Origin of the sequence: Gemmobacter lanyuensis, from assembly GCF_014652355.1 — a bacterium.
Taxonomy (GTDB): domain Bacteria; phylum Pseudomonadota; class Alphaproteobacteria; order Rhodobacterales; family Rhodobacteraceae; genus Gemmobacter; species Gemmobacter lanyuensis.
Window position 1 is genome coordinate 74,737 of sequence record NZ_BMYQ01000015.1, and the last position, 23,203, is coordinate 97,939.

Annotated in this window: 19 protein-coding genes and 1 pseudogene; 16 read left to right on the forward strand and 4 right to left on the reverse strand. The window is 65.0% G+C overall.

What is annotated here, in order from left to right; genetic code table 11:
* Position 1 precedes the first annotated feature (1 nt).
* Positions 2 to 955, reverse strand: coding sequence for an AraC-like ligand-binding domain-containing protein (locus tag IE101_RS17400; RefSeq protein ID WP_189635120.1), 954 nt, complete (start codon positions 953 to 955; stop codon positions 2 to 4).
* A 314-nt stretch (positions 956 to 1,269) separates the two neighbouring features.
* On the opposite strand from IE101_RS17400, the gene capB reads away from it, so the two are divergent.
* The 7 genes from capB to IE101_RS17435 all read left to right on the forward strand — a co-directional run bounded on the left by capB (position 1,270) and on the right by IE101_RS17435 (position 9,847).
* The gene (gene capB, locus IE101_RS17405; RefSeq protein ID WP_189635121.1) at positions 1,270 to 3,021 is read left to right on the forward strand and encodes a caprolactamase subunit beta; all 1,752 of its coding nucleotides are present in this window, start codon (positions 1,270 to 1,272) and stop codon (positions 3,019 to 3,021) included.
* A 102-nt stretch (positions 3,022 to 3,123) separates the two neighbouring features.
* The gene (gene capA / locus IE101_RS17410) at positions 3,124 to 5,247 is read left to right on the forward strand and encodes a caprolactamase subunit alpha (protein ID WP_189635122.1); all 2,124 of its coding nucleotides are present in this window, start codon (positions 3,124 to 3,126) and stop codon (positions 5,245 to 5,247) included.
* Position 5,248: 1 nt separating this feature from the next.
* Positions 5,249 to 5,974 carry an ABC transporter ATP-binding protein gene (locus IE101_RS17415; RefSeq protein ID WP_189635123.1) on the forward strand — a complete coding sequence of 242 codons (726 nt, stop codon included), beginning with the start codon at positions 5,249 to 5,251 and terminating at the stop codon, positions 5,972 to 5,974.
* Positions 5,971 to 6,693 carry an ABC transporter ATP-binding protein gene (locus IE101_RS17420; RefSeq protein WP_229804283.1) on the forward strand — a complete coding sequence of 241 codons (723 nt, stop codon included), beginning with the start codon at positions 5,971 to 5,973 and terminating at the stop codon, positions 6,691 to 6,693. Before IE101_RS17415 ends, IE101_RS17420 begins: the two co-directional genes overlap by 4 nt.
* Positions 6,690 to 7,598 carry a branched-chain amino acid ABC transporter permease gene (locus IE101_RS17425; protein ID WP_189635124.1) on the forward strand — a complete coding sequence of 303 codons (909 nt, stop codon included), beginning with the start codon at positions 6,690 to 6,692 and terminating at the stop codon, positions 7,596 to 7,598. The genes IE101_RS17420 and IE101_RS17425 overlap by 4 nt, the downstream gene beginning before the upstream one ends.
* A gap of 3 nt (positions 7,599 to 7,601) precedes the next feature.
* Positions 7,602 to 8,654, forward strand: a complete 1,053-nt coding sequence (locus IE101_RS17430) for a branched-chain amino acid ABC transporter permease (protein WP_189635125.1) — start codon at positions 7,602 to 7,604, stop codon at positions 8,652 to 8,654.
* A gap of 20 nt (positions 8,655 to 8,674) precedes the next feature.
* Entirely contained in the window at positions 8,675 to 9,847 is a 1,173-nt protein-coding gene (locus IE101_RS17435; protein WP_189635126.1) for an ABC transporter substrate-binding protein, read from the forward strand.
* A 34-nt stretch (positions 9,848 to 9,881) separates the two neighbouring features.
* On the opposite strand, the gene IE101_RS17440 is transcribed toward IE101_RS17435, so the two are convergent.
* On the reverse strand, positions 9,882 to 10,460 hold the full coding sequence (locus IE101_RS17440) for a cupin domain-containing protein (protein ID WP_189635127.1): 579 nt from the start codon (positions 10,458 to 10,460) through the stop codon (positions 9,882 to 9,884).
* 169 nt (positions 10,461 to 10,629) lie between these two features.
* On the opposite strand from IE101_RS17440, the gene gabT reads away from it, so the two are divergent.
* A complete protein-coding gene (gene gabT, locus IE101_RS17445) occupies positions 10,630 to 11,925 on the forward strand; it encodes a 4-aminobutyrate--2-oxoglutarate transaminase (RefSeq protein WP_189635128.1) in 1,296 nt (431 codons plus the stop codon).
* Positions 11,926 to 12,017: 92 nt separating this feature from the next.
* Positions 12,018 to 13,457: an aldehyde dehydrogenase family protein gene (locus IE101_RS17450; protein ID WP_189635129.1), complete on the forward strand. Its 1,440-nt coding sequence runs from the start codon at positions 12,018 to 12,020 to the stop codon at positions 13,455 to 13,457.
* Between the two features lie 35 nt (positions 13,458 to 13,492).
* Here the strand turns inward: IE101_RS17450 and IE101_RS17455 are convergent, their stop codons facing one another.
* Complete coding sequence (locus IE101_RS17455; protein WP_189635130.1) at positions 13,493 to 14,302, reverse strand: helix-turn-helix transcriptional regulator; 810 nt, start codon at positions 14,300 to 14,302, stop codon at positions 13,493 to 13,495.
* Between the two features lie 77 nt (positions 14,303 to 14,379).
* Between IE101_RS17455 and IE101_RS17460 the strand changes: the two genes are divergently transcribed.
* The 7 genes from IE101_RS17460 to IE101_RS17490 all read left to right on the forward strand — a co-directional run bounded on the left by IE101_RS17460 (position 14,380) and on the right by IE101_RS17490 (position 22,662).
* Positions 14,380 to 15,435 carry an ABC transporter ATP-binding protein gene (locus tag IE101_RS17460; RefSeq protein ID WP_189635131.1) on the forward strand — a complete coding sequence of 352 codons (1,056 nt, stop codon included), beginning with the start codon at positions 14,380 to 14,382 and terminating at the stop codon, positions 15,433 to 15,435.
* Complete coding sequence (locus tag IE101_RS17465; RefSeq protein WP_189635132.1) at positions 15,435 to 16,361, forward strand: ABC transporter permease; 927 nt, start codon at positions 15,435 to 15,437, stop codon at positions 16,359 to 16,361. Before IE101_RS17460 ends, IE101_RS17465 begins: the two co-directional genes overlap by 1 nt.
* On the forward strand, positions 16,358 to 17,161 hold the full coding sequence (locus tag IE101_RS17470; RefSeq protein WP_189635133.1) for an ABC transporter permease: 804 nt from the start codon (positions 16,358 to 16,360) through the stop codon (positions 17,159 to 17,161). Before IE101_RS17465 ends, IE101_RS17470 begins: the two co-directional genes overlap by 4 nt.
* Before the next feature lie 18 nt (positions 17,162 to 17,179).
* A complete protein-coding gene (locus tag IE101_RS17475) occupies positions 17,180 to 18,208 on the forward strand; it encodes an extracellular solute-binding protein (RefSeq protein ID WP_189635134.1) in 1,029 nt (342 codons plus the stop codon).
* 72 nt (positions 18,209 to 18,280) lie between these two features.
* On the forward strand, positions 18,281 to 19,048 hold the full coding sequence (locus IE101_RS17480; protein ID WP_189635135.1) for a carbon-nitrogen hydrolase family protein: 768 nt from the start codon (positions 18,281 to 18,283) through the stop codon (positions 19,046 to 19,048).
* A 4-nt stretch (positions 19,049 to 19,052) separates the two neighbouring features.
* Positions 19,053 to 21,158 (forward strand): oxidoreductase, encoded by a 2,106-nt coding sequence (locus IE101_RS17485; protein WP_189635136.1) that lies wholly within the window; start codon positions 19,053 to 19,055, stop codon positions 21,156 to 21,158.
* Positions 21,159 to 21,168: 10 nt separating this feature from the next.
* Positions 21,169 to 22,662 (forward strand): aldehyde dehydrogenase, encoded by a 1,494-nt coding sequence (locus tag IE101_RS17490; RefSeq protein WP_189635137.1) that lies wholly within the window; start codon positions 21,169 to 21,171, stop codon positions 22,660 to 22,662.
* 418 nt (positions 22,663 to 23,080) lie between these two features.
* On the opposite strand, the pseudogene IE101_RS17495 reads toward IE101_RS17490, so the two are convergent.
* A pseudogene (locus IE101_RS17495) lies at positions 23,081 to 23,203 on the reverse strand (electron transfer flavoprotein subunit alpha/FixB family protein); the annotation flags it as partial.

Consider the following 23,203-nt stretch of genomic DNA (forward strand, 5'->3'; position numbering starts at 1 on the left):
GTTACGGCTGGCGCGACCCGTCGCGCCGCCATTCCGACGGGGTCAGCCCGAACATGGCCTTGAACAGGCGCGAAAACTGCGCCTGATCGGAAAAGCCGAAGCGATAGGCGATCTCGGCCATCGCAAGGCCGCGCGCGGCGGCAATCGTGTCGCGCGCGGCAATCAGCCGTTCCTCGCGGATGAATTGCGACACGGTCTTGTTGGTTTCGCTGAACAGCTCATGCAGGTAGCGTTTCGAAATCCCGCAGACCTCGGCGATCATCTCGGGCGAAAGGTTGGCATTCGACAGGTTCTGCCGCACCACCTGTTCGGCGCGCCGCAGATGCCCCTGCCGCACCGCGCTGCGGACGCCATCATCCTTGTCCATGCGTTCGTCCAGCGCCAGCGCCAGCACTTCGACGATCTGCCGCCCCAGCACCTGCGCCGCATGGCCATCGGCCGGGGGCAGCGCCTGCAATTGCGACATCATCAGCGTGAACAGCTCGGCCACCCCGCTGCGCGCATCGACCACTTTGGCGCAAAAACGGTCGGGGTCGCGAATCTTTTCGGCCAGCGCCCGCTTTGACACCTTCAGCACGCTCAGTTCGTTCGCGGTGTCATAGGAAAAGCGGTAGGGTTCATCGCCCCGCTCAAGGATGAAGCCGCCGGGGTCGCAGCGCACCTCACGGCCCAGCTGGCGGAATTCGACCGGGCTCAGCCGTGGGACGGTGATCAGATATTCCTCTTCGCGCACCCCGGCCAGATGATCGGGGCGGCGTTCGTACTGCAGCGGCTCGGTCTTCATCCGCGAGAGCGACACCTGCCCCATCTGCCGCCGCTCCAGCGCGCCGGTGAAATGTGCCGCGTCTCGAAAGGTCAGGTGCAGGGGGAAATAGGTCTCGGCAATGACACGGCCCCATTGCGCCGCGCGCTGAGCGGCGGGCGTCAGATCCGTGCTGTGCGAGGTGACCTCCATCCCGTTTCTCCGTTCCCGATGCAAGAATCGGTAATCGGGACACGGCATCCGATCAAGAAAATTTCATGACAACCGGCCCCGATTGCACGGATCGCCAAACAGTCTTGCGCCCGCTGACAAATCCGCCGCGCCCTGTGCACGGATTGCCAAGCGAAAGCGCATCCATCTGCAAGATCGCCGCCCCCTTTCGCGGCACCCTGAGTCCCATATCGAGAGGCCCGCGAAACGGCCCGCAGAACAGGGAAATCACCACAGCGCCGTTGCCGTGCCCCGGTCCTGTCATGCCGTTTCGCCCCAGGAAGGACCGACAGGGAATGACAAAACGCAAGGTAGATCCGATCACGCTCTCCGTGGTGCGGGGGGTGCTGGAAACGACCCAGCGCGAAATGACGCTGACGCTGGAACAGACCGCGCGCAGCTCGGTGTTCAATCTGGCGCATGACTATTCGACCGCGCTGTTCAACCATACGCCCGAGATGATCCTGCAGGGCCAGGATATCCCGATCCACCTCGGCTCGCTCATCCCGGCGATGAAATCGGTCGCGCGCTTCTTCGAAGGTGACATCCACGAAGGCGACCTGATCCTGCACAATGACCCGGCCTATGGCGGCAGCCATATCATCGACACCTGCATGTATTACCCGGTGTTCTATGAAGGCGAGCTGGTGTTCTGGACCGTCTGCAAGGGCCATCTGACCGATATCGGCGGCCCGGTACCCGCAGGCTACAACCCCAATGCCACAGAAATCTTCGCCGAAGGCCTGCGGATCCCGCCGGTCAAGCTCTGGGACAAGGGCAAGCCGCGCCACGACGTGATGAACCTGCTGCTCACCAACATGCGCGCCCGCCGCGATCAGGAAGGTGACTTCAACGCGCTGATCGGCGCCTGCCAGGTGGGGGCACGCAACCTCATCAACCTGATGAAGAAATACGGCAAGGACGTGGTGCAGGACTGCATCGCCGAACTGCTCGACATGGCCGAGGCGCATATGCGCAAGCTGATCGCGGGCGTGCCCGACGGCACCTATACCGGCACCGCGATCCTGGAAGACGCAGGCCACGGCTATGGCGATTTCGAAATCAAGGCGACCGTCACCATCACCGGCGACAGCTGCCATATCGAAATCAGCTCGCCCCCGCAGATCCCCTATTTCATCAACAGCTACGAAGGGAACAGCCATTCGGGCGTCTATCTGGGCCTGATGATGTTCGCCCAGCTGCCCCCGCCCTATAACGAAGGCCTCTATCGCTGCGTCTCGACCGACATGGGGCCAAAGGGCACGCTCTGCAACGCGAAATCCCCCGCGCCGCACATGAACTGCACCACTACGCCGATGGAAACCCTGACCGATGCGGTGCGCCTCGCCTTTGAACAGGCCGCCCCGTCCAAGGTCTCGGCCAGCTGGGGCCATGCCAATGGCTGCAATATTGCCGGCTGGGACAAGCGCCATGACGAGGAATACGTGACCATGGTCCTCGCCTCCATCATCTCGGGCGCGGGCGCCACCGCAAGCCAGGATGGCTGGCATGCCTGCGGCCCCGAATGCTGCTTCGGCGCACTCACGTCGGGCGATATCGAGATGCTGGAACACAGCTACCCGATCATCATCCACCGCTATGGCCTGATGGAAGACAGCGGCGGCGCCGGGCGCAACCGCGGCGGCTCCGGCACCTGCTGGGAGGTCGAGCCCCTCGACAGCCCGATGACCCTGATCACCTTCGGAGAAGGCCGCCGCATCCCCGCCATGGGCGCCGCCGGGGCGAAATCCGCCCTGGTTCAGCCCAAGGTCGGACGGCTCGAAGTCACGCGGAACGGCGAAACCCGCATCATCACCGAAAACGTGATCGAAACCATCCAGCCCGGTGAACGCGCCGCCAACAAGAACCCGGGCGGCGGCGGCTACGGCAACCCCTTCGAACGCGACATCCAGAAGGTCGTCGAAGATGTCCGCAACGGCCTCGTCTCGCTCGAAGGCGCCCGACTCGACTACGGCGTCGTCATCACCGACCGCGACAGCCTCACCGTCGATCAAGCCGCCACCGCCCGCCTGCGCGCCGCCGCCTGATCCTATTTTCTGTCCCGAAATATCCCCGGGGGGCGGGCCGCAGGCCCATGGGGGGCAGGCAGCCCCCCACCCCCGCCGACCCATCCCAAAGGACCGCATCCCATGCAGAACCAATATCGTCTCGGCATCGACGCCGGCGGCACCTTCACCGACTTCATCCTTGCCGATCGCAAGGGCGGCGTCCGGATCTTCAAGGCGCTCTCCACCCCGAATGATCCGACCCGCGCGATCCGCAATGGCCTGGCCCTCATCCAGGAAGAAACCGGCCTTTCGCCCGAAACCATCGTCTCCAACGCCGATCTCTGCATCAACGGCACAACCGTGGGGCTGAACGCGCTGATCACCCATAACGGCGCCAAGACCGGCCTCATTGCCACCAAGGGCCATGAAGACAGCATCGAAATCCGTCTGGGCCACAAGGAAGACGGCTATCGCTACGACCCGGAATATCCCCCGGCCACCATGCTCGTGCCGCGCTACCTGCGCCGCGGGGTGTCCGAACGCGTGATCTCGACCGGCGCCGTCCACACCCCCCTGAACGAAGACGACGTGCGCGAGGCCTGCCGTCATTTCCTGCGCGAAGGCGTGGAATCGGTCGCGATCAGCTTCGTCTGGTCGGTGCTGCATCCCGAACATGAACTCCGCGCGGCCGAGATCGTGCGCGAGATGATGCCCGATGTGCGTCTGACCGTGGGCAGCCAGCTTTACCCGCAGGTGCGCGAATATACCCGCACCTCCACCGCCATCGTGAACGCCTATCTGGCCCCCATCCTGCAGCGCTATGTCGAAAAGGTGGATGCCTATTTCCAGTCGCTCGGCGCGCGGCACCCGGTGCGGTATTTCCAGTCGAATGGCGGTCTGGCGCTTGGTCGCGTGGTGACCGACCAGTCGGTCTATGCCATCAACTCCGGCCCCGCCTCCGCCCCGCAGGCGGCCCTCTGGCTGGGTGAGCCCTGGGGGATGAAAGACATCATCACCGTCGATATGGGCGGCACCTCGTTTGACATCACGCTGACCCGCGACGGGCGGGCCAATGTCTCCAAGAACATCGATTTCCTGCGGTATCGCATCGGCATCCCGATGATTCAGGTGGAAACGCTGGGCGCAGGCGGCGGCTCGATCGGCTGGATCGACAGCATGGGTCTCATGCAGATGGGGCCGCAATCGGCGGGCTCGGAACCCGGCCCGGCCTGCTATGATCAGGGCGGCGAAAAGCCCACCACCACGGATGCGAACCTCGTGCTGGGCTATCTCAATCCCGATGGTCTGGTGGGGGGGCGCCTGCCGCTGAATGTCGAAAAGGCCCGCCGCGCGATCCAAACCCATCTGGCCGATCCGCTGGGCATTTCGGTCGAAAAAGCCGCCTATGGCATGTTCACCATCGTCAACAACAACATGGTCAACGCCATCCGCCGCGTCTCGGTCGAACGGGGCTATGACCCGCGCGACTTCGTGCTGAACTGTGCCGGGGGCGCCACCGCGGCCCATATCACGGCGCTGGCGCGCGAAATGGGCATCCGCAAGGTGCTGATCTCCAAACTTGCCTCGGGGCTCTGCGCTTTCGGGCAGATCATCTCGGATGTGAAATACAACTACATGGCCCCCGCCGCCGCCCGTCTGGAAGGGGCCGAGGCGGCCGCCAAGCTCGATACGCTGTTCAACGGGCTTGAAGCCCGCGGCCGCGACGATCTGAAGGCCGATGGCTTCACCGAGGATCGCATCTCGATCCGCCGCAGCCTGGACATGCGCTATGTGGGGCAGGTGCATGAATGCACCGTGGACGTGGACCCCTTCCCCGTGACCGAAGCCGCGCTGGAACGGCTGAAGGCCGCCTTCCACGCCCGCCACGAAGAGCTTTACACCTATGCCGAGCCGAACAGCGCGGTCGAGGTCGTGAACGTCGAAAGCGCGATCACCGGCAGCGTGGACAAGCCCGGTCGCATGTCGGTGGCCCCCGGCAAGGGCGCCCATGCCGCGCTGAAAGGCACGCGCGAGATGATCTTCAACGCCGAAGGTCTGGCCCATGAAACGCCGGTCTATGACGGGGCGCTTCTGGGGGCGGGCGACCGCATCACCGGCCCCGCCGTGATCCAGGAGGTGACAACCACCATCGTCATCGAACCGGGTTGGCTGGCCGAACTCGATGCGACAGGCGTCTATGTCGTGACGCTGGGCCTGCCCGCCGAACAGACCATCCGCGCCGCTGCCGTGACCGAGGATGCCTGAGATGGCCCTAGCGCTGGAAAATGTGGGGGTCGCCTTTGGCGGCTTCCGCGCCCTGAGCGAGGTGAGCCTGTCGATCGCACCGGGGCAGGTGATCGGGCTGATCGGCCCGAATGGTGCAGGCAAAACCACCTGCGTCAATACGCTGACAGGGTTTCAGGCGCCCGGCACCGGGCGGGTGATGCTGGGGGGGCGCGATGTCTCGCGCCTTTCCGCCCACGGGTTTCGCCGCGCGGGCGTGGCGCGCACCTTTCAGGCGGGGCGGCTGTTCACGGGGCTGGATGTACTGGACAACCTGGCCTGTACGAGCGTCGGCCTCGGCCAGCGCCGCGCCGCGGCCGAACATGAGGCGGAAGACCTGCTGCACTGGATGGGCATCGCCGATCTGCAAAGCCGCCCGGCTGCCGGTCTGCCCTATACCGATGAACGCCGCGTGGCGATTGCCCGCGCGCTGATGGGGCATCCCGATTTCCTGCTGCTGGATGAACCCGCCGCAGGCATGTCGGAAAAAGAGGCCGCCGATCTCGCCGCGCTGATCCATCGCATCGCGCGCGAAAAGGGCATCGGCTGCCTGCTCATTGAACACAATGTCGGGCTTGTCCTGTCGGTCTGCGCGCATGTCGTGGTGCTGGACGGTGGCCGGGTCATCGAACAGGGCGACCGCGCCGCCATTCTGGGCAGCCGCGCCGTGCGCGAGGCCTATCTCGGCGCTAATGTGGAGGCCGCATGATGGCCAAGCTGGGTGTGCATGATCTTTCGGTCCGCTACGGCAAGCTGACGGCCATTTCGGACCTGTCCTTCACCGTGGCCGAGGGGGAGCGGTTGTTCATTTCCGGGCCGAACGGCGCGGGCAAATCCTCGCTGCTTGGGGCGATTTCGGGGGCGGTGCGCGCGGCCCACGGGCGGATCGAGATGGATGGCGACATCCTCTCGGGCCTTTCGCCCGAGGGCATCGCGCGGCGGGGCCTGTCGATGGTGCCGGAAGGGCGGCGCATCTTCCGCGGGCTGACAGTGCAGGAAAACCTGCTGGTCGGAACCGGCCTGCGACGTGACCGCGCAGCGGTGGGCGATGATCTGGAGACGGTCTATCAGGCCTTCCCTATCCTGCGTGAACGCGCCCATGCCAATGCGGGCGCCCTGTCGGGTGGGCAGCAGCAGATGCTGGCCATTTCGCGGGCGCTGATGACCAACCCCAAGCTGATGCTGGTGGATGAACCCTCGCTCGGCCTCGCACCCAAGGTGGTGGACGAGGTCTATGACCACCTCTGCGCCCTGCAGGCCCTGCGCGGGCTGACGCTCGTGATCGTTGAGCAATCCTCGGCCCGGGCCGCGCGGGTGGGCGGGCGCATGATCCTGATGCGCGGCGGCCGGATCGTCGCCGATGGCGATGCCGCCACCTTTGCCGCCGACGACCTGCTGTCCGAGGCCTATTTCGGAGATCCGGCATGAGCCTGCAACTTGTATTCGACGCGCTGAGCCTGGGCGGCATCTATGCCATCGCCGCGCTTGGCATCGCGCTGATCTTCGGGGTCATGAAGCTGGTGAATTTCGCCCATGGGCAGTTCATCGCCTGCGCGGTCTTTGCCCTGATCCTGCCCACGGCCGATGCCGTGGCGGTGCTGGGGCTGGGGGCGCTGCCTGCGGTGCTGCTGATCCCGGCAATCATCGGTTTTGGCGCGGGTCTGGCCGTTCTGGCCGAGGCGCTGGTCTTCCGGCCGCTGCGCCATGCCTCGCCCGTAGCGCTGATGGTGGGCAGTTTCGCGCTTGGCGTCGCGCTACAGAACCTGCTGCTGGTGCTTTATGGCGGGCGTCCCAAGGCGATCAGCCTTTGGCCCGATCTGGGCCAGCCTGTCCAGATCGGTGCGGCGCAGGTGCCCCTCTTGCAGCTGATCGTCATCGGTGCGGTCGCGCTGATCCTCGGGGCGCTGGCGCTGATGCTGAAACGCAGCCGTCTGGGTCTTGAGATGCGCGCCGCCGCCGAAGATTTCGGCATGGCCCGCCTGCTGGGCGTGCGTGCAAACCGCGTGATTTCGGGCGCCTTCGCGCTGTCCGGGGCGCTGGCGGCGGTGGTGGCCCTGGTGCTGGTGGCCCAGACCGGCGTCGCCGATGTGCGGATGGGCGGCCAGATCATGCTGGTGGCCTTCATCGCCACGGTCGTCGGCGGCATGGGCAGCCTGCCGGGCGCGGTCGCGGCAGGCATGGCGCTGGGGGCGGCCTCTGCCCTGCTGCAGGCCTTTCTGCCCGATGCCGCGCGGCCCTTCCGCGATGCGTTCCTCTACGCCCTTGTCATCCTTGTCCTCCTCTTCCGCCCGCAGGGGATTTTCGCCTCTGCCAGCGCCAAACCGAGGGTCTGAGCCATGCTGACCTCCCATCAGATCCGCCGCCGCATGGCGGCAACCACCCCGGTGCTTCTGGCGCTGCTGCTCTTGGCCTTTGTGCTGATGGCCGTCACCTTGGGCGACCGCGCCGCGGCGCGCATGGCCTCGGAAACGCTGATCCGGGTCACGCTGGTCGTGGGCTTCTGGATCTTCGCGGGCAATTCCGGCGTCATCAGCTTTGGCCACGCGGCCTTTGCCTGTGTCGGGGCCTATGTCTCGGCCTGGACGACGCTGCAACCGGGGATGAAGGCCACCCTGCTGCCCGGCCTGCCCGAAGCCATTGCCGATGCCCATTGGCCGGTGCTGGCGGGGGCGGGTCTTGCCGGGACCATCGCCGCCGCTCTGGCGCTCGTCACGGGGGCGGCCATCCTTCGGCTCTCGGGGATCGCAGCCTCGATCGCGACCTTCGCCTTCCTCGCCATGATCAACACCATCTGGTCGAACTGGACACCGATTACAGGCGGCACCTCGTCCGTCGTCGGGCTTGAGCGTTACGTGACCCCCTGGGTCGCGCTGGGATGGGCCGTGGCGGCCCTGATCGCGGCCAGCGTCTATGGCGCCTCGGCCTCGGGACTTGCCCTGCGCGCCAGCCGCGAGGATGAGGTCGCCGCCGCGGCCTCGGGGATCGACCGCTACCGACACCGTCTGCTCGCCTTCACGCTGTCCGCCTTTTTCTGCGGGGTAGGCGGCGCGCTGATGGGCCATTTCATCGGCGTCATCAACCCCGACGGCTTCTACCTCAGCCTCACCTTCCTCATGCTGGCCATGCTGGTGGTGGGGGGGATAGGCTCGCTCTCGGGCGCGGTGATCGGGGTGCTGGCGGTTTCGGTCACGGTCGAGCTGCTGGTGCGGCTGGAAAAGGGCGTCACTTTCGGCGCCACCACCTTCGCGCTGCCCCCCGGCAGCCAAGAGATCCTCATCGCCATCGCGATGATCCTTGTTCTGGTCTTTCGCCCGGCCGGTCTGCTGGCCGGACGCGAGATCATGCTGCCCGCCCGCTGGGTCACCGGGCGCAGCATCCCCAAAGAATGACCCGTTCAACAGGAGCACCCATGAAACACGCATTAACCGCGCTGGCGCTGATCGCGCTTGCGCTGCCCGCCCGGGCCGAGGACCTGACCATCGGTTTCGCCATCGCGAAATCCGGCTGGATGGAGGCCTATGACACCCCCGCCGCCACCGCCGCCAAGATCCGCATCGAAGAGATCAACGCCGCGGGCGGCCTTTTGGGCCGTCAGATCAAGGTGGTGGAATCCGACACCCGCACCGACCGCGCCGAAGCCGCCAAGGCCGGCCTTGACGTGCTGGACCAGGGTGCCGAGATGATGGTCGTGTCCTGCGACTATGACTTTGGCGCCCCCGCCGCGCTGGTCGCGGAAGGCGAAGGCATGAACAGCTTTTTCCTTTGTGCCGAGGATGTGAAGGCCGGAATCCAGGGCGTTGGCCCCAACAGCTTCTCGTCATCGGTCCTCGCGCCGGTGCAGGGCGCGACCATGGCCGAATGGGCCCATGCCAAGCGCGAGGCCCGCACGGCCTTCGTGCTGGAGGATACCTTCATCGAGTACAACAAGGGCATCTGCACCGGGTTCAACTGGATGTTCCCGCAGCTGGAAGGCGCCGAGATCGTCGGCAATGACACTTTCAAGAACGACGATGCCTCGATCGCCAGCCAGATCACGCGGATCAAGTCGCTGCCGGCCGAACCCGATGTCATCATGCTCTGTTCCGTGATGCCGGGCGCTGCGGCGGCGGTTCGGCAGATCCGCGCGGCGGGGATCAATTCGCTGATCCTGAACGGGTCGGCGGTCGATGGGTCCTACTGGCTTGATGCGACGCCGGATCTGTCGGGCTTTGTCCTGCCGGTGCAGGGCTCGATCCACGGCGATGATCCGCGCCCCGAGGTCGAGGCCTTCAACAAGGCCTATGAGGCCAAGACCGGCGCCCGCCCGGCCAGCCAATATGCCTATCCGGGCTATGTGCTGATCGATCTCTGGGCCAAGGCGGTGGAACGTGCAGGCACGGTCGAAGGCGCCGCCGTCACAGCCGAGCTGGAAAAGATGCGCGATGAACCCACGGCCTTTGGTCCGCGCAGCTTCTCCAACGAACTGCACCACCAGAACACTGCGCTGATGCAGATTGTGGAAATCACCGGGGGCAAGCCCGCCCGCGTCGATGAATGGCGCATCTCGCAGCCGGTGCCGCTGGATGTGCTGATGGGCAAGTGAACCGGGGGCGGGGCGCTTTTTCCCGCCCCGCCGCTTACAGATAGGGCGGTGTGCAGGCTGAAACCACCACCGCCTCACGGTCGCCGATGTTGCGGAAACGGTGGGGCAGCGTGCTGTCGAACAGATAGCTGTCCCCCGCCTTCAACACGGCACAGTGATCGCCGACGGTCACCTCCACCTCACCGGCGATCACGACCCCCCCTTCATGCGAGGCGTGTTCCAGCATCTGCTCGCCAGTATCGGCGCCGGGTTCGTAGCGTTCGTAGAGGATCTGCAGGTTATGCGCCCGCGCATCCCCCACCTGTTGCAGGGTCATCTTGCCCCGCGGATCATCCAGCGTGGTGTACAGCCGGGTCGTCAGATCGCGCAGCTCATGCGGTTTGAAGAACACAGCCTGGGTACTGGGGGCATCGGGTTCAAAGAATTCCGACATGGTGACGCCCAGCCCGCCCAAAATCTTGCGCAGCGAGGCCACCGAGGGGCTGGAACGGTTGGTTTCGATCATCGAGATCTGCCCATGCGGCACGCCCGAGGCCTCGGCCAGCTGGCGCTGGGACTGGCCCGCCGCCTGACGCATCTGCCGCAGCCGCGCACCCACGTCGAAATCCTGCATTTCTAACCCCGATCCCGGTTTGCGCCTGTCTTTCGCAGAATAGGCACCTCGATGGATGCAGGCAATCATAACGTCAAGCGCAGATGCATCTGCCCAAAGATTCCGTCTATTCAGTACAATATATGCTCAATATACTGAGCATCAATTCCCGAATCAACCAGAGGCTCCGATGACCCAATCCGCCACTCTCGCCGCCCGCAAGGCCGATGCCGTCGCCCGCGGTGTCGCCACCCGCGGCATCTATGCCACCCGCGCCGAAAACGCCGAACTGTGGGATGCCGAAGGCCGCCGCTTTATCGATTTCGCGGCCGGGATCGCGGTGAACAACACCGGCCACCGTCATCCCAAGGTCATGGCCGCCGTTGCGGATCAGGCGCAGGCCTTCACGCACACCTGCTTTCATGTGGCGCCCTATGAAGGCTATATCGCGCTGGCGGAACGCCTGAATGCCGCAACGCCGGGCAATTTCGCCAAGAAAACCATGCTTGTCACCACGGGTGCCGAAGCGGTGGAGAATGCGATCAAGATGGCCCGCGCCTACACCGGCCGTTCGGGCGTCATCGCTTTTTCCGGCGCCTTCCACGGTCGCACGCTGCTGGGCATGGCCCTGACCGGCAAGGTCGCGCCCTACAAGAAGGGCTTTGGCGCCATGCCGCCCGAAATCATCCACGCCCCCTTCCCGAACCCGCTGCATGGCGTGTCCGAGGCCGAGGCGCTGGGTCAGCTGGAACGGCTTTTCGCCTCGTCGGTGGACCCGGAACGCGTGGCCGCCATCATCATCGAACCCGTGCAGGGTGAAGGCGGTTTCACCATTGCACCGTTCAGCTTCCTGCGCAGCCTGCGCGAAATCTGCGATCAGTATGGTATTGTCCTGATCGCCGATGAGGTTCAGGCAGGCATGGCCCGCACCGGGCGCATGTTCGGCTTTGAACATGCGGGCGTGGTGCCGGATCTGGTGACCATGGCCAAGGGTCTGGCCGGCGGCTTCCCGCTCTCGGCGGTGACGGGTCGCGCCGAGATCGTCGATGCGCCGAACCCCGGTGGCGTGGGCGGCACCTATGCGGGCAACCCGCTGGCCGTGGCCGCCAGCCACGCCGTACTGGACGTGATCGCCGAGGAAAACCTCTGCGCCCGCGCCGATGAGATCGGCGAAGTGATCCGGGGTCGTCTGACCGCGCTTGCCGCCCGTCAGGGCATGGAATGCATCGGCGAGGTGCGCGGCCTGGGCGCGATGAACGCGTTCGAGCTTGTGACCGATCGCAACACCAATGCGCCCGATGCCGCCCTGACCACCCGCATCGTGGCCGAGGCCGAGAAGCGTGGGCTGATCCTGCTGTCCTGCGGCACGCGCTATAACGTGATCCGCCTGCTGCCGCCGCTGACCATCCCGATAGATCATCTGGCCGAGGCGATGGACATCCTCGAAGCCTCGATCGAAGCGGCCACCATGGCGGCCGCCGCCTGACCCCCGGCTGCAGCCCTGGTGCTGCAGCCCACCTGCCGCGCCCTGCCCCCGTGCCCCGGGGCAGCGGCGCGGCCCCTTGCAGGAGCCCGCGCATGGCCGACACGCATCTGAATTACATCGCCGGAACCTGGGTGCCGGGCGAACATCTGACCGAAAACCGTAATCCCTCGGACATTTCCGACCTGATCGGCCTTTATGCCGCGGGCAGCGCGGGCGATGTGGATCGCGCTGCCGCCGCCGCAGCCGAGGCGCAGCCCGCGTGGTTCGCCGCCGGGCCGCAGGCGCGCGCCGACCTGCTTGATCGCGTGGCCAGCGCGATCGAGGCGCGCGCCACCGACATCGGCACGCTTCTGGCGCGCGAGGAAGGCAAGATCCTGCCCGAAGCCATTGCCGAAACCCGCCGCGCGGCGCAGATCTTCCGCTTTTTCGCAGGTGAGGCGCTGCGGACCCCCGGTGAAGCGCTGGCTTCGGTCCGCCCTCGTGTGGATATCGAAGTCACGCGCGAACCGATCGGTGTGGTGGGCCTGATCACGCCCTGGAACTTCCCCATTGCCATCCCCGCCTGGAAGATCGCGCCCGCGCTGGCCTATGGCAATACCGTGGTGCTGAAACCGGCCGAGCTGGTGCCCGCCTCGGCCCATGCCCTCACGCAGATCCTGCATGATGCGGGCTGCCCGGCCGGGGTCTTCAACTTGGTCATGGGGCCTGGGTCCGTCGTGGGCCGGGCCATGATCGAAAACCCGCATATCGCGGGCATTTCCTTCACCGGATCGGTGCCCACCGGCCAGATGATCGCGCGTGAATGTGGCGCGCGCCTCAAGAAGGTGCAGCTGGAGATGGGCGGCAAAAACCCGATGGTGGTGATGGCGGATGCCGATCTGCCCACGGCCGTTGCCGCCTGCCTGAACGGCGCCTTCTTTTCGACCGGGCAGCGTTGCACGGCCTCATCCCGGCTGATTGTCGAAGACGGCATCCATGATGCCTTCGTCGAGGCGCTTGCGCGCCAGATGCAGGCGCTGCGCGTCGGCCCGGCACTCGCAGCAGACAGCCAGATCGGCCCGGTGGCAAGCCTCGCGCAGCTGTCCTCGAACCTCGGCTATGTTGATCTCGCTTCGGCCGAGGGGTGTGAGGTGATCGGCGGCGCGCGGATTGACGGTCCGACCGAGGGCTTTTTCCAGCGCCCGGCCCTGTTCCTGGGCGCGACCAATGCCATGCGCGTGGCGCGGGAAGAAATCTTTGGTCCCTGCGCCACGGTGATCCGCGCGACCGACTTTGACGAGGCCGTGGCGCTGGCCAATGACAGCCCCTTTGGCCTTTCTGCCGGAATTTGCACCAGCGGGCTGCGCCATGCGCGCGAATTCCGCCGCCGGGCGCGCGCCGGGATGGTGATGGTCAACCTGCCGACCGCAGGGGTCGATTACCACGTGCCCTTCGGTGGAACCAAGGGCAGCTCTTACGGCAGCCGCGAACAGGGGCGCCATGCGGTCGAATTCTACACCACCGTCAAAACAGCCTACAGTTTTGCGGGTTGAACCAAGCCCCCCCGGTGCGTCCCGGGGGGGGGCCGTCAGGGCGCGGCCCCCCTTTGCGTGGCCTTCAACAACGGGACCATTAGCGCGAACAGTTCAGCCTGCGAGGTGAGGCCGCATTTTGCGTAAAGCTGTTTGCGAAAGACCTTGATCGTCTGCGGCGACAGGTTCAACCGCAGCCCGATCGACTGGGTCGAATGGCCGCGCAAGATCAGCAGCGCGACCTCGGCTTGGCGCCGTGACAGGCGGATGCCATGCCGGTCGCCCAATGTGGCAATCAGTGCCGCCGTCACATCGGCCGGGGCGCCACCCGGATCAGCGAGATGGGCCCAATGGCTTTCCCCCAGCGCCGCCACGACCGGCGCCAGACGTTGTGCCGTTTCAAGATCGCGTGGCCCGAAGGGCTGACCCGAGGTCGCATCCCGACCGAGGCAGATATTCAACGAGATATCCGGATGCGGGTAGGCCACAAAGGTAATTTCATCGACCAGCGTGGTCTGCTGGTAATAATCGATGAAATAGCGGCTGCGATGAAAGGCATCCGGTGCCACATCCCGCAGCCGATAAGCCCCCGCAGTGACGCGGTTCAAGTGCATGTCGTGAAAGGGATCAAGCAGATAGGCCCCTGCCAGATAGTGGGCTTTCAACTGGGAAAAGACCTGGGGCTGGTCTGACTGGGTGAACAGGATCTGCGGCGCCAGCGCGTCACGATAGGCCAGGATCAGGATGTTGTCTGGTGCAAGACAACGGCGCAGCCAGTCGTGCAGGGCGCTTTCAAACCCCGCAGCGCCCAGATGGCGGATGGTTTCGGCCAGCCGAAGTTCAGCAAGGTTGGGCAGCGGATGCATCATACCTCTCTGGGGGTATATACCCCTCGCTTTTGTCGAACATAAGCTTCTTGCAAATACCGAGGGGTATAGACCGCATGTCAACAGCAATCGACGTTCGCTCTGTCGTCAAGCACTACGGCACCATGACGGCGCTGCATCAGGTGTCGATGGCGATCCGGGACAATGAGTTTTTCACGCTGCTTGGCCCCTCGGGGTGTGGCAAGACCACGCTGCTGCGCTGCATCGCGGGGTTTGAATCCGTCAGCGGCGGCGATATCCTGCTTTATGGCCGCGACATCGCCACGCTGGAGCCGAACTACCGCCCCGTGAACACGGTGTTTCAGCAATATGCGCTGTTTCCGCATATGAGCGTGCTGGACAACGTGGCCTTCGGGCTGAAGATGAAAGGCGTAGGTCTGGCCGAGCGCCGTGCGCGGGCGGGCAAGATGCTGGAAATGGTGCATCTGTCGGCCTTTGCCGACCGGATGCCGTCGCAGCTTTCGGGCGGGCAGCAGCAGCGCGTGGCGCTGGCCCGCGCCCTTGCCCCCGAACCCAAAGTGCTTTTGCTGGATGAACCGCTGTCGGCGCTCGACCTCAAGCTGCGGCAGGCCATGCGGGTTGAGCTGAAGACACTGCAGGAACAGACCGGCATTACCTTCATCTTCGTCACGCATGATCAGGAAGAGGCGCTGACCATGTCAGACCGGATCGCGGTCATGTCGCAGGGCCGCGTCCAGCAGATCGGCACCGCGCGTGAGATTTATGAGGCGCCCAACAACCGCTTCGTGGCCGATTTCATCGGTGAGACGAACCTGCTGGAGGTCGAGGTCGTCACCGCATCGGGCGGCATGGCCGAGGTCGTGCTGCCCGGCGGCCACCGGCTGCGCTGCGCCGCGGCCGACACCACGCCGGGGCGGCATCACCTGTCGATCCGGCCCGAACGGTTATCGATTGCTGCCGAAGGCCCGCTGACCGGCACGGTCGAGCGCGTGGTCTATCTGGGCACCGACCTGCAGCTGCTGACCCGCCTGCCCGATGGCGCGCCCTTTACGCTGCGCCTGCAAAACTCGGCCCGGACACAGGTGCCCGAACCGGGCAGCACCGTGTCCCTTCAGCTCGAGGACGGCGCTGCGCGCCTTTTGGTGGACTGATGGCGGGCGGCGTGCTTCCCCCACCTTCGAACAGGGGCGGCACGGGCTGGGGCCCGCTGCGGGTGCCGCTTTTGATCCCGACTTGGGTGATGATCGGGATCTTCCTGTTGCTGCCCGTGCTATTGATGGCGGTCTATTCCTTTCTGACCAAGGAATTCCGCGGCGGCGTGATCTGGGATTTCACGTTGGCGGCCTATGACCAGTTCTTCTTTGACCGCGGCCTGTTCGGGGATGAACCGCCAGTCATCGAATGGACCTATATCTCGATCTTCTGGCGGTCGATCTGGCAGGCGGGGGTGGCGACGCTGGCCTGCCTTCTGGTAGGCTTCCCCACCGCTTGGTTCATCGCCACGCGGGCGCCCGCGCAGCGGACGGTCTGGCTGTTCCTGATCACCATTCCCTATTGGGTGAACCTGCTGATCCGCACGGTCAGCCTGAAGTTCCTAATCCGCGACAATGGCCCGTTGAATGAGGCCCTGATCGGGCTGGGGCTGTTGGATCATCCCCTGCCTTTGGTGAACACCAATCTCGCGGTGCAGCTGGGGCTGTTTTACAGCTACCTGCCCTTCATGGTGCTGCCGATCTATGCCGCGGTAGAGCGCTACAACTTTGCCCTCTCCGAGGCCGCCTCCGATCTTTATGCCGGGCGCTGGACCATCCTGCGGGAAATTGTGCTGCCGATGGTGCGGCCGGGGATCGTGGCGGGCTGCATTCTGGTCTTTGTCCCGTCGCTGGGGGCCTTTCTGGCGCCCGATCTTCTGGGCGGAGCCAAGACCTACATGATCGGCAGCCTGATCGACGAACAGTTCAAGGGCAGCCAGGGCAACTGGCCCTTCGGCGCGGCGATTGCGGTGATCCTGATGACCATGGTGCTTATGGTGCTGATGGCCCAGGCCCGCGCCGCCCTGAAAGGAGAGCGCAAATGAAAGGCGTGCGCCATTATCCAGGGTTTCTGATCCTGACGCTGGGCTGTCTGCTGGTGCTCTATGCGCCGCTGGTGGTGGTGACGATCTACAGCTTCAACGATTCAAGCTCGATCACCAGCTGGGGCGGGTTTTCGCTGCGCTGGTATGTCGATGTCCTGACAGGGCCGGAATCCGCGCGCTTTGCCGCCGCCGCCTGGAATTCGATCACCATCGCCGTTCTGGCGGCTACGGCCTCGACCGCCATCGCGGTGGCGGCGGCGCTGGCCATGATCCGCTCGGGGCGCTTTCGCGGGAAATCGGCAACCTACGCGCTGATCAACCTGCCGCTTCTGGTGCCGGAAATCGTGACGGCGGTTGCCACGCTGATCTTCTTTTCGGTGATCGGGCTGACCACGGGGTATCTCACCATCCTGATTGCCCATGTCACCTTCTGCATCCCCTTTGCCTATCTGCCCATCGCGGCCCGGCTTTCAGGGATTGAAGAGGTCTATGAGCAGGCGGCGCGGGATCTATATGCCACCCGGACGCAAGCCTTCTGGCTGATCCTTCTGCCGCTGATGATGCCGGGGGTCGTGTCGGGCTATCTGCTGGCCTTCATCATCAGCCTTGATGACTTCATCATCACGAATTTCGTCAAGGGCGCGGGCATGGAAACCCTGCCCACGGCGATTTTCGGATCGGTCAAGCAGGGGATCAAGCCCAATATCATGGCCATTTCCACCGTGATGCTCGCCGTTTCGGTGCTGTTCGTTTCGCTTTCCTACCTTGTCAACCGCATCGGGCAGAAGACCCGAACCTGACCCAACGGGAGTTCGCAGATGAAGACCTACCTGACAACCGCCGCCGCACTGGCGCTGATGGCCGGCACGGCGCAAGCCGAGGGGAAGCTCTCGGTCTACCACTGGTTCGAATACATGCCGCAAGAGCTTGTGGACAAGTTCGAGGCCGAGACGGGCATCGAGGTCACGATCGACACCTATGACAGCAATGAGGCGATGCTCGCCGCGCTGAAGGCAGGCAAGATCGGCCAGTATGATGTGGCGGTGCCGGGTGACTATATGGTCGCCATCATGGGGCATGAGGGGCTTTTGGGCAGCTTCACCCCGGAAGAACTGCCGAATTTCGCCAAGATCGACCCGAAATGGGTGGATGTGCCCTTTGATCCGGCCCGGAAGCACTCGATCCCTTATCAGTGGGGTTCGACCGCGTTTTCGGTGAACCGCGATGTCTATCAGGGCGATATCAACACGCTGGCGATGATCTTCGATCCGCCGGACGAGCTGAAGGGCAAGATCAACGTGCTGGACAGCCAGGGCGAGGTTCTGGCGCTCGGCTCGCTCTACCTGGGCATTCCGCAATGTTCGACCGACAAGGCGCAACTGAAGGCGCTGAACGACATGCTGCTGAACGCCAAGCAATATTGGGCCTCGTTCGGGTCGGATACCGCGAAAGAGGTGCTGGTTTCGGGCGATGCCGCGGCGGGTATGATCTACAACGGCTTCTCGGCCAAGGCCCGCGCCGAAGGGGCCAAGGTGGAATATGCCTATCCGAAAGAGGGCTACGTCCTGTGGATGGACAACATGGTTCTGCTGAAAGATGCGCCGAACCGTGAAAACGCGTTGAAATTCATGAACTTCCTGCTCGAACCCGAAAACGCGGCGGCGGTGACGAACTACGCCGCCTATACCGCGGGGGTCATGGGGGTAGAGCCCTTCCTGGATGAGGCGATCAAGACCAGCCCGGAAAACAACCCGCCCGCCGACGGTCCGACCGGCGTTTTCATCGAGGCCTGCGATGAGGCGACGCAGAAATACTACGACGCGATCTGGACCAACCTGAAAAAGTAATCCCGCCGGGGCCGGGACACCGGCCCCCCAAAGCCCGCAAAGGACCGGCCTTTCGGCCAGATCGGAGGCGTCATGCCATTTTCCATCGCCCTCTGGCAGGGCATTGCCCGCACCGACGATGTCGCCACCGCGCTGGCCGATCTGCGCGCAGGGGTGACCGCTGCCGCCGCCATGGGTGCCCGATTTCTGGTCGCGCCAGAACTGTTCCTGCCGGGCTACAACTCGGCCCGCATAACCGAACTTGCCCAACCGCGCGGCGGGGACTGGCATCAGGCACTCGCTGCGCTCTGCCGCGCGGCGGGCTGCGGGCTGGTGCTGGGCTATGCCGAACGCGCGGGCGACACGGTCTACAATTCCGCCGTAGCCTTTGATGCGGCGGGGCAAGAGGTGGCCCATTACCGCAAGACCCAGCTTTTCGGCCCGCGCGAAAAGGCGATCTTCGCCCCCGGCGACAGCCTGTGCATCTTTGAGGCCGAAGGCCGACGCGCGGCGATCCTGATCTGCTACGACGTTGAATTTGCGCCGCTGCTGCGTGAACTTGCCCTGCAGGGGGTGCAGCTTTTGCTGGTGCCGACCGCCAACCCTGAACCCAATATCCATGTCAGCCGTCTGGTCGTGCCTGCCCATGCGATCAACCACGGACTGACCATCTGCTACGCCAATTACGCCGGTCGCGAGGGTGATCTCGCCTATTGCGGCGGATCGACGATCGTCGCCCCCGACGGCGCCATTCTGGCCTTTTCCGGCCCCGCCCCTGCCCTGCTGATCGCCGATCTGTCGTATCAGCCTGACCCGGCCCTGCTGCAAACCCAGCTGGCCGATTACCGCCGCGTGAGATGACACGATGCCCAAAGACACCCGCCCCAGCCACTACGACATCCTGTTCGAACCCGTCCGCATCGGGCCGAAACTGGCCAAGAACCGCTTCTATCAGGTCCCCCATTGCAATGGCGGGGGCTATCGCGACCCCTCGGCCGTGGCCGAGATGCGCCGCACCAAGGCCGAGGGCGGCTGGGGTGTGATCTTCACCGAACAGACGGAAATCCACCCGTCCTCGGAAATCACCCCCTTCATCGAACAGCATCTGTGGGAGGACAAGGACATCCCCGCCCTTGCCGCCATGGCCGAGGCGATGAAATCCCACGGCGCGCTGGCGGGCATCCAGCTTGCCTATTCCGGGATCAATGGCCCCAATCTTTACAGCCGCGAGGTGCCGCTGGCGGTGACGGGCGGTCCGATCCTGACCTTCACATCCGACCCGGTTCAAGCCCGCACCATGGACCGTGAGGATATCCGCGACCTGCGCCGCTGGTTCCGCAATGCCTTTCGCCGGTCGCAGGCGGCGGGGTTCGACCTGATCTGCCTTTACGGCGCGCATGGCTTTGGCATTCTGCAACACTTCCTGTCGCGCGCCACCAACCACCGCAGCGACGAATATGGCGGCAGCCTCGAAAACCGGTCCCGCTTTCTGCGCGAAATCGTGGAAGAAGCGCGTGAGGAAACCAAGGGCGAACTGGCCCTGACCCTGCGCCTGTCGTTGCATGAAGGCGGGGCATTCGGTTTTTCCAATGCGGAACTGCGCGATTTCATCGAAATGCACGGTGATCTTCCCGATCTCTGGGATCTGGCGCAGGGAACTTGGGAGGCCTGTTCCGGTACCTCGCGCTTTGTGCAGGAAGGGGCGCAAGAGGATCTGGTTCGCGGGATCAAGGCGCTGACGTCCAAGCCTGTGGTGGGTGTCGGGCGGTTCACCAGCGCCGATGCGATGGTCCGGCAGGTGCGCTCGGGCGTGCTGGATTTCATCGGGGCGGCCCGCCCTTCCATTGCCGATCCCTTCCTGCCGAAGAAAATCGAGGAGGGGCGGTTTGACGACATCCGCGAATGTATCGGCTGCAATATCTGCGTCTCGGGTGACATGACCGGGGGCATCAGCCGCTGCACCCAGAACACCGCCTTCATGGAGGAATGGCGCAAAGGATGGCACCCCGAACGGGTCCGGCCCAAGGGGCCTTCGTCCTCGGTGCTGGTGGTGGGCGCGGGGCCTGCCGGGCTGGAGGCTGCATTGCAAGCCGCCCGGCGCGGCTATGCCGTGACGCTGGCCGAGGCGACCGATACGCTGGGCGGCCGCATCGCGCGGGAACGGACCCTGCCGGGTCTTTCGGCCTGGGGCCGGGTCGCCGATTACCGCACCGGGCAGCTTGCCCCGCTGGTCAATGCCGAAATCTACCGCGACAGCCGCCTGACCGCCGATGACGTGCTGGCCATGGGCGCCGAACATGTGGCGCTGGCCACCGGCGCCAGCTGGCGGCGCGACGCGGTGGCGAGGTTCCACCTGCACCCCATTCCGACCGATCCGGCCATGCCCATCTTCACCCCGGATGACATCATGGCGGGCCTTGGTCCGACCGTCGGCCGCGTCACGCTTTATGATGACGATCATTTCTACATGGGTTCGGTCATTGCCGAGGTGCTGGTGGCCCGGGGCTGCAGTGTGGATTTCGTGACCCCTGCCACCAAGGTGGCGGAATGGACGGAAAACACGCTGGAGCAAGGCACGATCATGCGGCGCCTGCTGTCGCTTGGCGTGCGCGTCCATACCTGCAAGGCCCCCGAAAGCATCGGGGTGGGTGAGGTGACGCTGGCCTGCACCTGGACCGGCGCCGCCAGCCCCCTGCCCGCCGAGGCGGTGGTGATGGTGACGGCCCGCCTGCCGCATGACAGCCTCTGGCACGATCTGCGCGCCCGTCAGGCAGAATGGGAGGGCGCGGAGGTCCGTTCGGTCCGCCTGATCGGGGATGCTGCCGCCCCCGGCCCGATCGCTTGGGCCACCTATGCCGGGCGCCGCTTTGCCGAGGATCTGGATCAGCCCGATGACCGGGGCGATACGCCCCCCTTCCGGCGCGAGGTGGCGAGGCTTGAACCCGGCCCCTCCCGCCTGCCCCCGCACTAAGGAGACGCGCATGACCACCCCGACCACCCATGCCGAATGGCAGGCCGCAGCCGCCCGCCTGCGCTTTCGCGATCAGCTCTGGATTGACGGCAAGCCGGTGCCTGCCGCCGATGGCCGCCGCTTTCCCAGCGTGAACCCGGCCAATGGCCGCATTCTGGCCGAGGTCGCGCGCGGTGCCGCCGCAGATATCGACCGCGCGGTGGCCGCCGCGCGCCGCGCCTTTGACAATGGCCGTTGGAGCCGCCGCGCCCCTGCCGACCGCAAGGAGGTTCTGCTGCGCCTTGCCGCGCTGATCCGGCAGAACGTGGTCGAACTTGCGCTGCTCGACAGTCTCGACATGGGCAAGCTGGTGACGGATGCCGTGACCATTGATGCCCCCGGATCGGCGCATTTCTTTCAATGGCATGCCGAGGCGATCGACAAGCTTTATGACGAAATCGCCCCCACCGGGCCGGGCGATCTGGCGATGATCCGACGGGTACCGCTGGGGGTGATCGGCGCGGTGGTGCCGTGGAACTTCCCGCTCGATATGGCGACATGGAAGCTGGCCCCGGCGCTTGCGGCGGGCAATTCAGTGGTGCTGAAACCGGCCGAACAATCCCCTCTGTCGGCGCTGCGACTGGCCGAGCTGGCGGCCGAGGCGGGCCTGCCGGATGGGGTTCTGAATGTGGTGCCGGGCTTTGGCGAAGAGGCGGGCATGGCCCTTGGGCTGCATCCGGATGTGGATGCGCTGGCTTTCACCGGCTCGACCGCTGTGGGCAAGCTGTTTCAGCGCTATGCGGGCGACAGCAACATGAAACAGGTCTGGCTGGAAACCGGGGGAAAATCGCCCAACCTGATCTTCCCCGATGCCGATCTGGATGCCGCCGCCGACAAGGCCGCTATCGGGATCTTCTTCAATCAGGGTGAGGTCTGTTCCGCCAACTCACGGATGCTGGTGCATGAAAGCATCGCGGATGAGATGGCCGCGCGTATGGTCGCGCGTGCGGCGGCCTATCAGCCGGGCGATCCGCTGGATCCGGCTTCGCGCATGGGGCCGCTGGTCACGCGCGGCCATGCCGATACGGTGATGGGCTTCATCGACGCCGGGCGGCAGGAGGCGCAGCTGCTTTGCGGGGGCGAGCGGTTGACGCTGGGCGGGTCCGATGCCTATGTGCAGCCCACGGTCTTTCTGGGAGCTGACCCCACGGCGCGGATCGTCCGTGAGGAAATCTTCGGCCCCGTGCTGTCGATCCAGACCTTCCGCACCGAGGAAGAGGCCATCGCCCTTGCCAATGACACGCCTTACGGGCTTGCCGCCTCGCTCTGGACTCGGGATCTGAACCGGGCACTGCGCCTGTCGGACCGGCTGGTCGCGGGGACGGTTTCGGTCAATACCGTCGATGCGCTCTCGGCCATGACGCCGTTCGGCGGGCTGAAGCAATCGGGCTTTGGCCGTGACTTGTCGCTGCACAGCTTTGACAAATACACCGCACTGAAAACCGTCTGGGTCAAATACGGCTAAGACCCACCCCGGCACAACCTTCGAGGGTGCGGCCATGGCCGCGCCCCTTGTCACCTGCCAGCACCACGGCCCATCCGATCGCCCTTGTGGGCCCGACCCATCGGGATAGGAAATGTTATTATTTAACAAATGTGCATTTCAACGATGATCTGGCCCCGCGTCTCGATGCGGTGGCGCAGGCTAACACGATCTAACTGATGACCAGCCTTGCGGCAGAACGTGAAATTGCAATCCCGCCTATCAGTCACGGTCAGACCATGCTGAAGGCGGAGTGCGGTCAGGCTCTGGCGCCACAGCCCTTGTCTCGCCCCGGAAAATGGGCCGAGACGGCCGCCGGGCAAGTCCTCGGCGGCCGCGTTTTTTGTGGGGCGGACCTGTGGTCCCCCGTTCCATGCGCCTGTGTGCGGGCGCGCTGCGGTCACAGTTTCCCAGTGAGTTCCGGGACGGCGGCGAAGAGGTCTGCGACGAGGCCGTAGTCTGCGACCTGGAAGATGGGGGCCTCTTCGTCCTTGTTGATGGCGACGATGACCTTGCTGTCCTT

Bases quoted from the DNA above. Each gene is read 5' to 3' on its own strand.
- IE101_RS17425 (WP_189635124.1), top strand. From the start codon at position 6,690: ATGAGCCTGCAACTTGTATTCGACGCGCTGAGCCTGGGCGGCATCTAT.
- IE101_RS17450 (WP_189635129.1), top strand. From the start codon at position 12,018: ATGGCCGACACGCATCTGAATTACATCGCCGGAACCTGGGTGCCGGGC.
- gabT (WP_189635128.1), top strand. From the start codon at position 10,630: ATGACCCAATCCGCCACTCTCGCCGCCCGCAAGGCCGATGCCGTCGCC.
- IE101_RS17430 (WP_189635125.1), top strand. From the start codon at position 7,602: ATGCTGACCTCCCATCAGATCCGCCGCCGCATGGCGGCAACCACCCCG.
- IE101_RS17435 (WP_189635126.1), top strand. From the start codon at position 8,675: ATGAAACACGCATTAACCGCGCTGGCGCTGATCGCGCTTGCGCTGCCC.
- IE101_RS17400 (WP_189635120.1), bottom strand. From the start codon at position 955: ATGGAGGTCACCTCGCACAGCACGGATCTGACGCCCGCCGCTCAGCGC.
- IE101_RS17455 (WP_189635130.1), bottom strand. From the start codon at position 14,302: ATGCATCCGCTGCCCAACCTTGCTGAACTTCGGCTGGCCGAAACCATC.
- IE101_RS17415 (WP_189635123.1), top strand. From the start codon at position 5,249: ATGGCCCTAGCGCTGGAAAATGTGGGGGTCGCCTTTGGCGGCTTCCGC.
- IE101_RS17440 (WP_189635127.1), bottom strand. From the start codon at position 10,460: ATGCAGGATTTCGACGTGGGTGCGCGGCTGCGGCAGATGCGTCAGGCG.
- IE101_RS17490 (WP_189635137.1), top strand. From the start codon at position 21,169: ATGACCACCCCGACCACCCATGCCGAATGGCAGGCCGCAGCCGCCCGC.
- IE101_RS17470 (WP_189635133.1), top strand. From the start codon at position 16,358: ATGAAAGGCGTGCGCCATTATCCAGGGTTTCTGATCCTGACGCTGGGC.
- IE101_RS17480 (WP_189635135.1), top strand. From the start codon at position 18,281: ATGCCATTTTCCATCGCCCTCTGGCAGGGCATTGCCCGCACCGACGAT.
- IE101_RS17460 (WP_189635131.1), top strand. From the start codon at position 14,380: ATGTCAACAGCAATCGACGTTCGCTCTGTCGTCAAGCACTACGGCACC.
- capA (WP_189635122.1), top strand. From the start codon at position 3,124: ATGCAGAACCAATATCGTCTCGGCATCGACGCCGGCGGCACCTTCACC.
- IE101_RS17475 (WP_189635134.1), top strand. From the start codon at position 17,180: ATGAAGACCTACCTGACAACCGCCGCCGCACTGGCGCTGATGGCCGGC.
- capB (WP_189635121.1), top strand. From the start codon at position 1,270: ATGACAAAACGCAAGGTAGATCCGATCACGCTCTCCGTGGTGCGGGGG.
- IE101_RS17465 (WP_189635132.1), top strand. From the start codon at position 15,435: ATGGCGGGCGGCGTGCTTCCCCCACCTTCGAACAGGGGCGGCACGGGC.
- IE101_RS17420 (WP_229804283.1), top strand. From the start codon at position 5,971: ATGATGGCCAAGCTGGGTGTGCATGATCTTTCGGTCCGCTACGGCAAG.
- IE101_RS17485 (WP_189635136.1), top strand. From the start codon at position 19,053: ATGCCCAAAGACACCCGCCCCAGCCACTACGACATCCTGTTCGAACCC.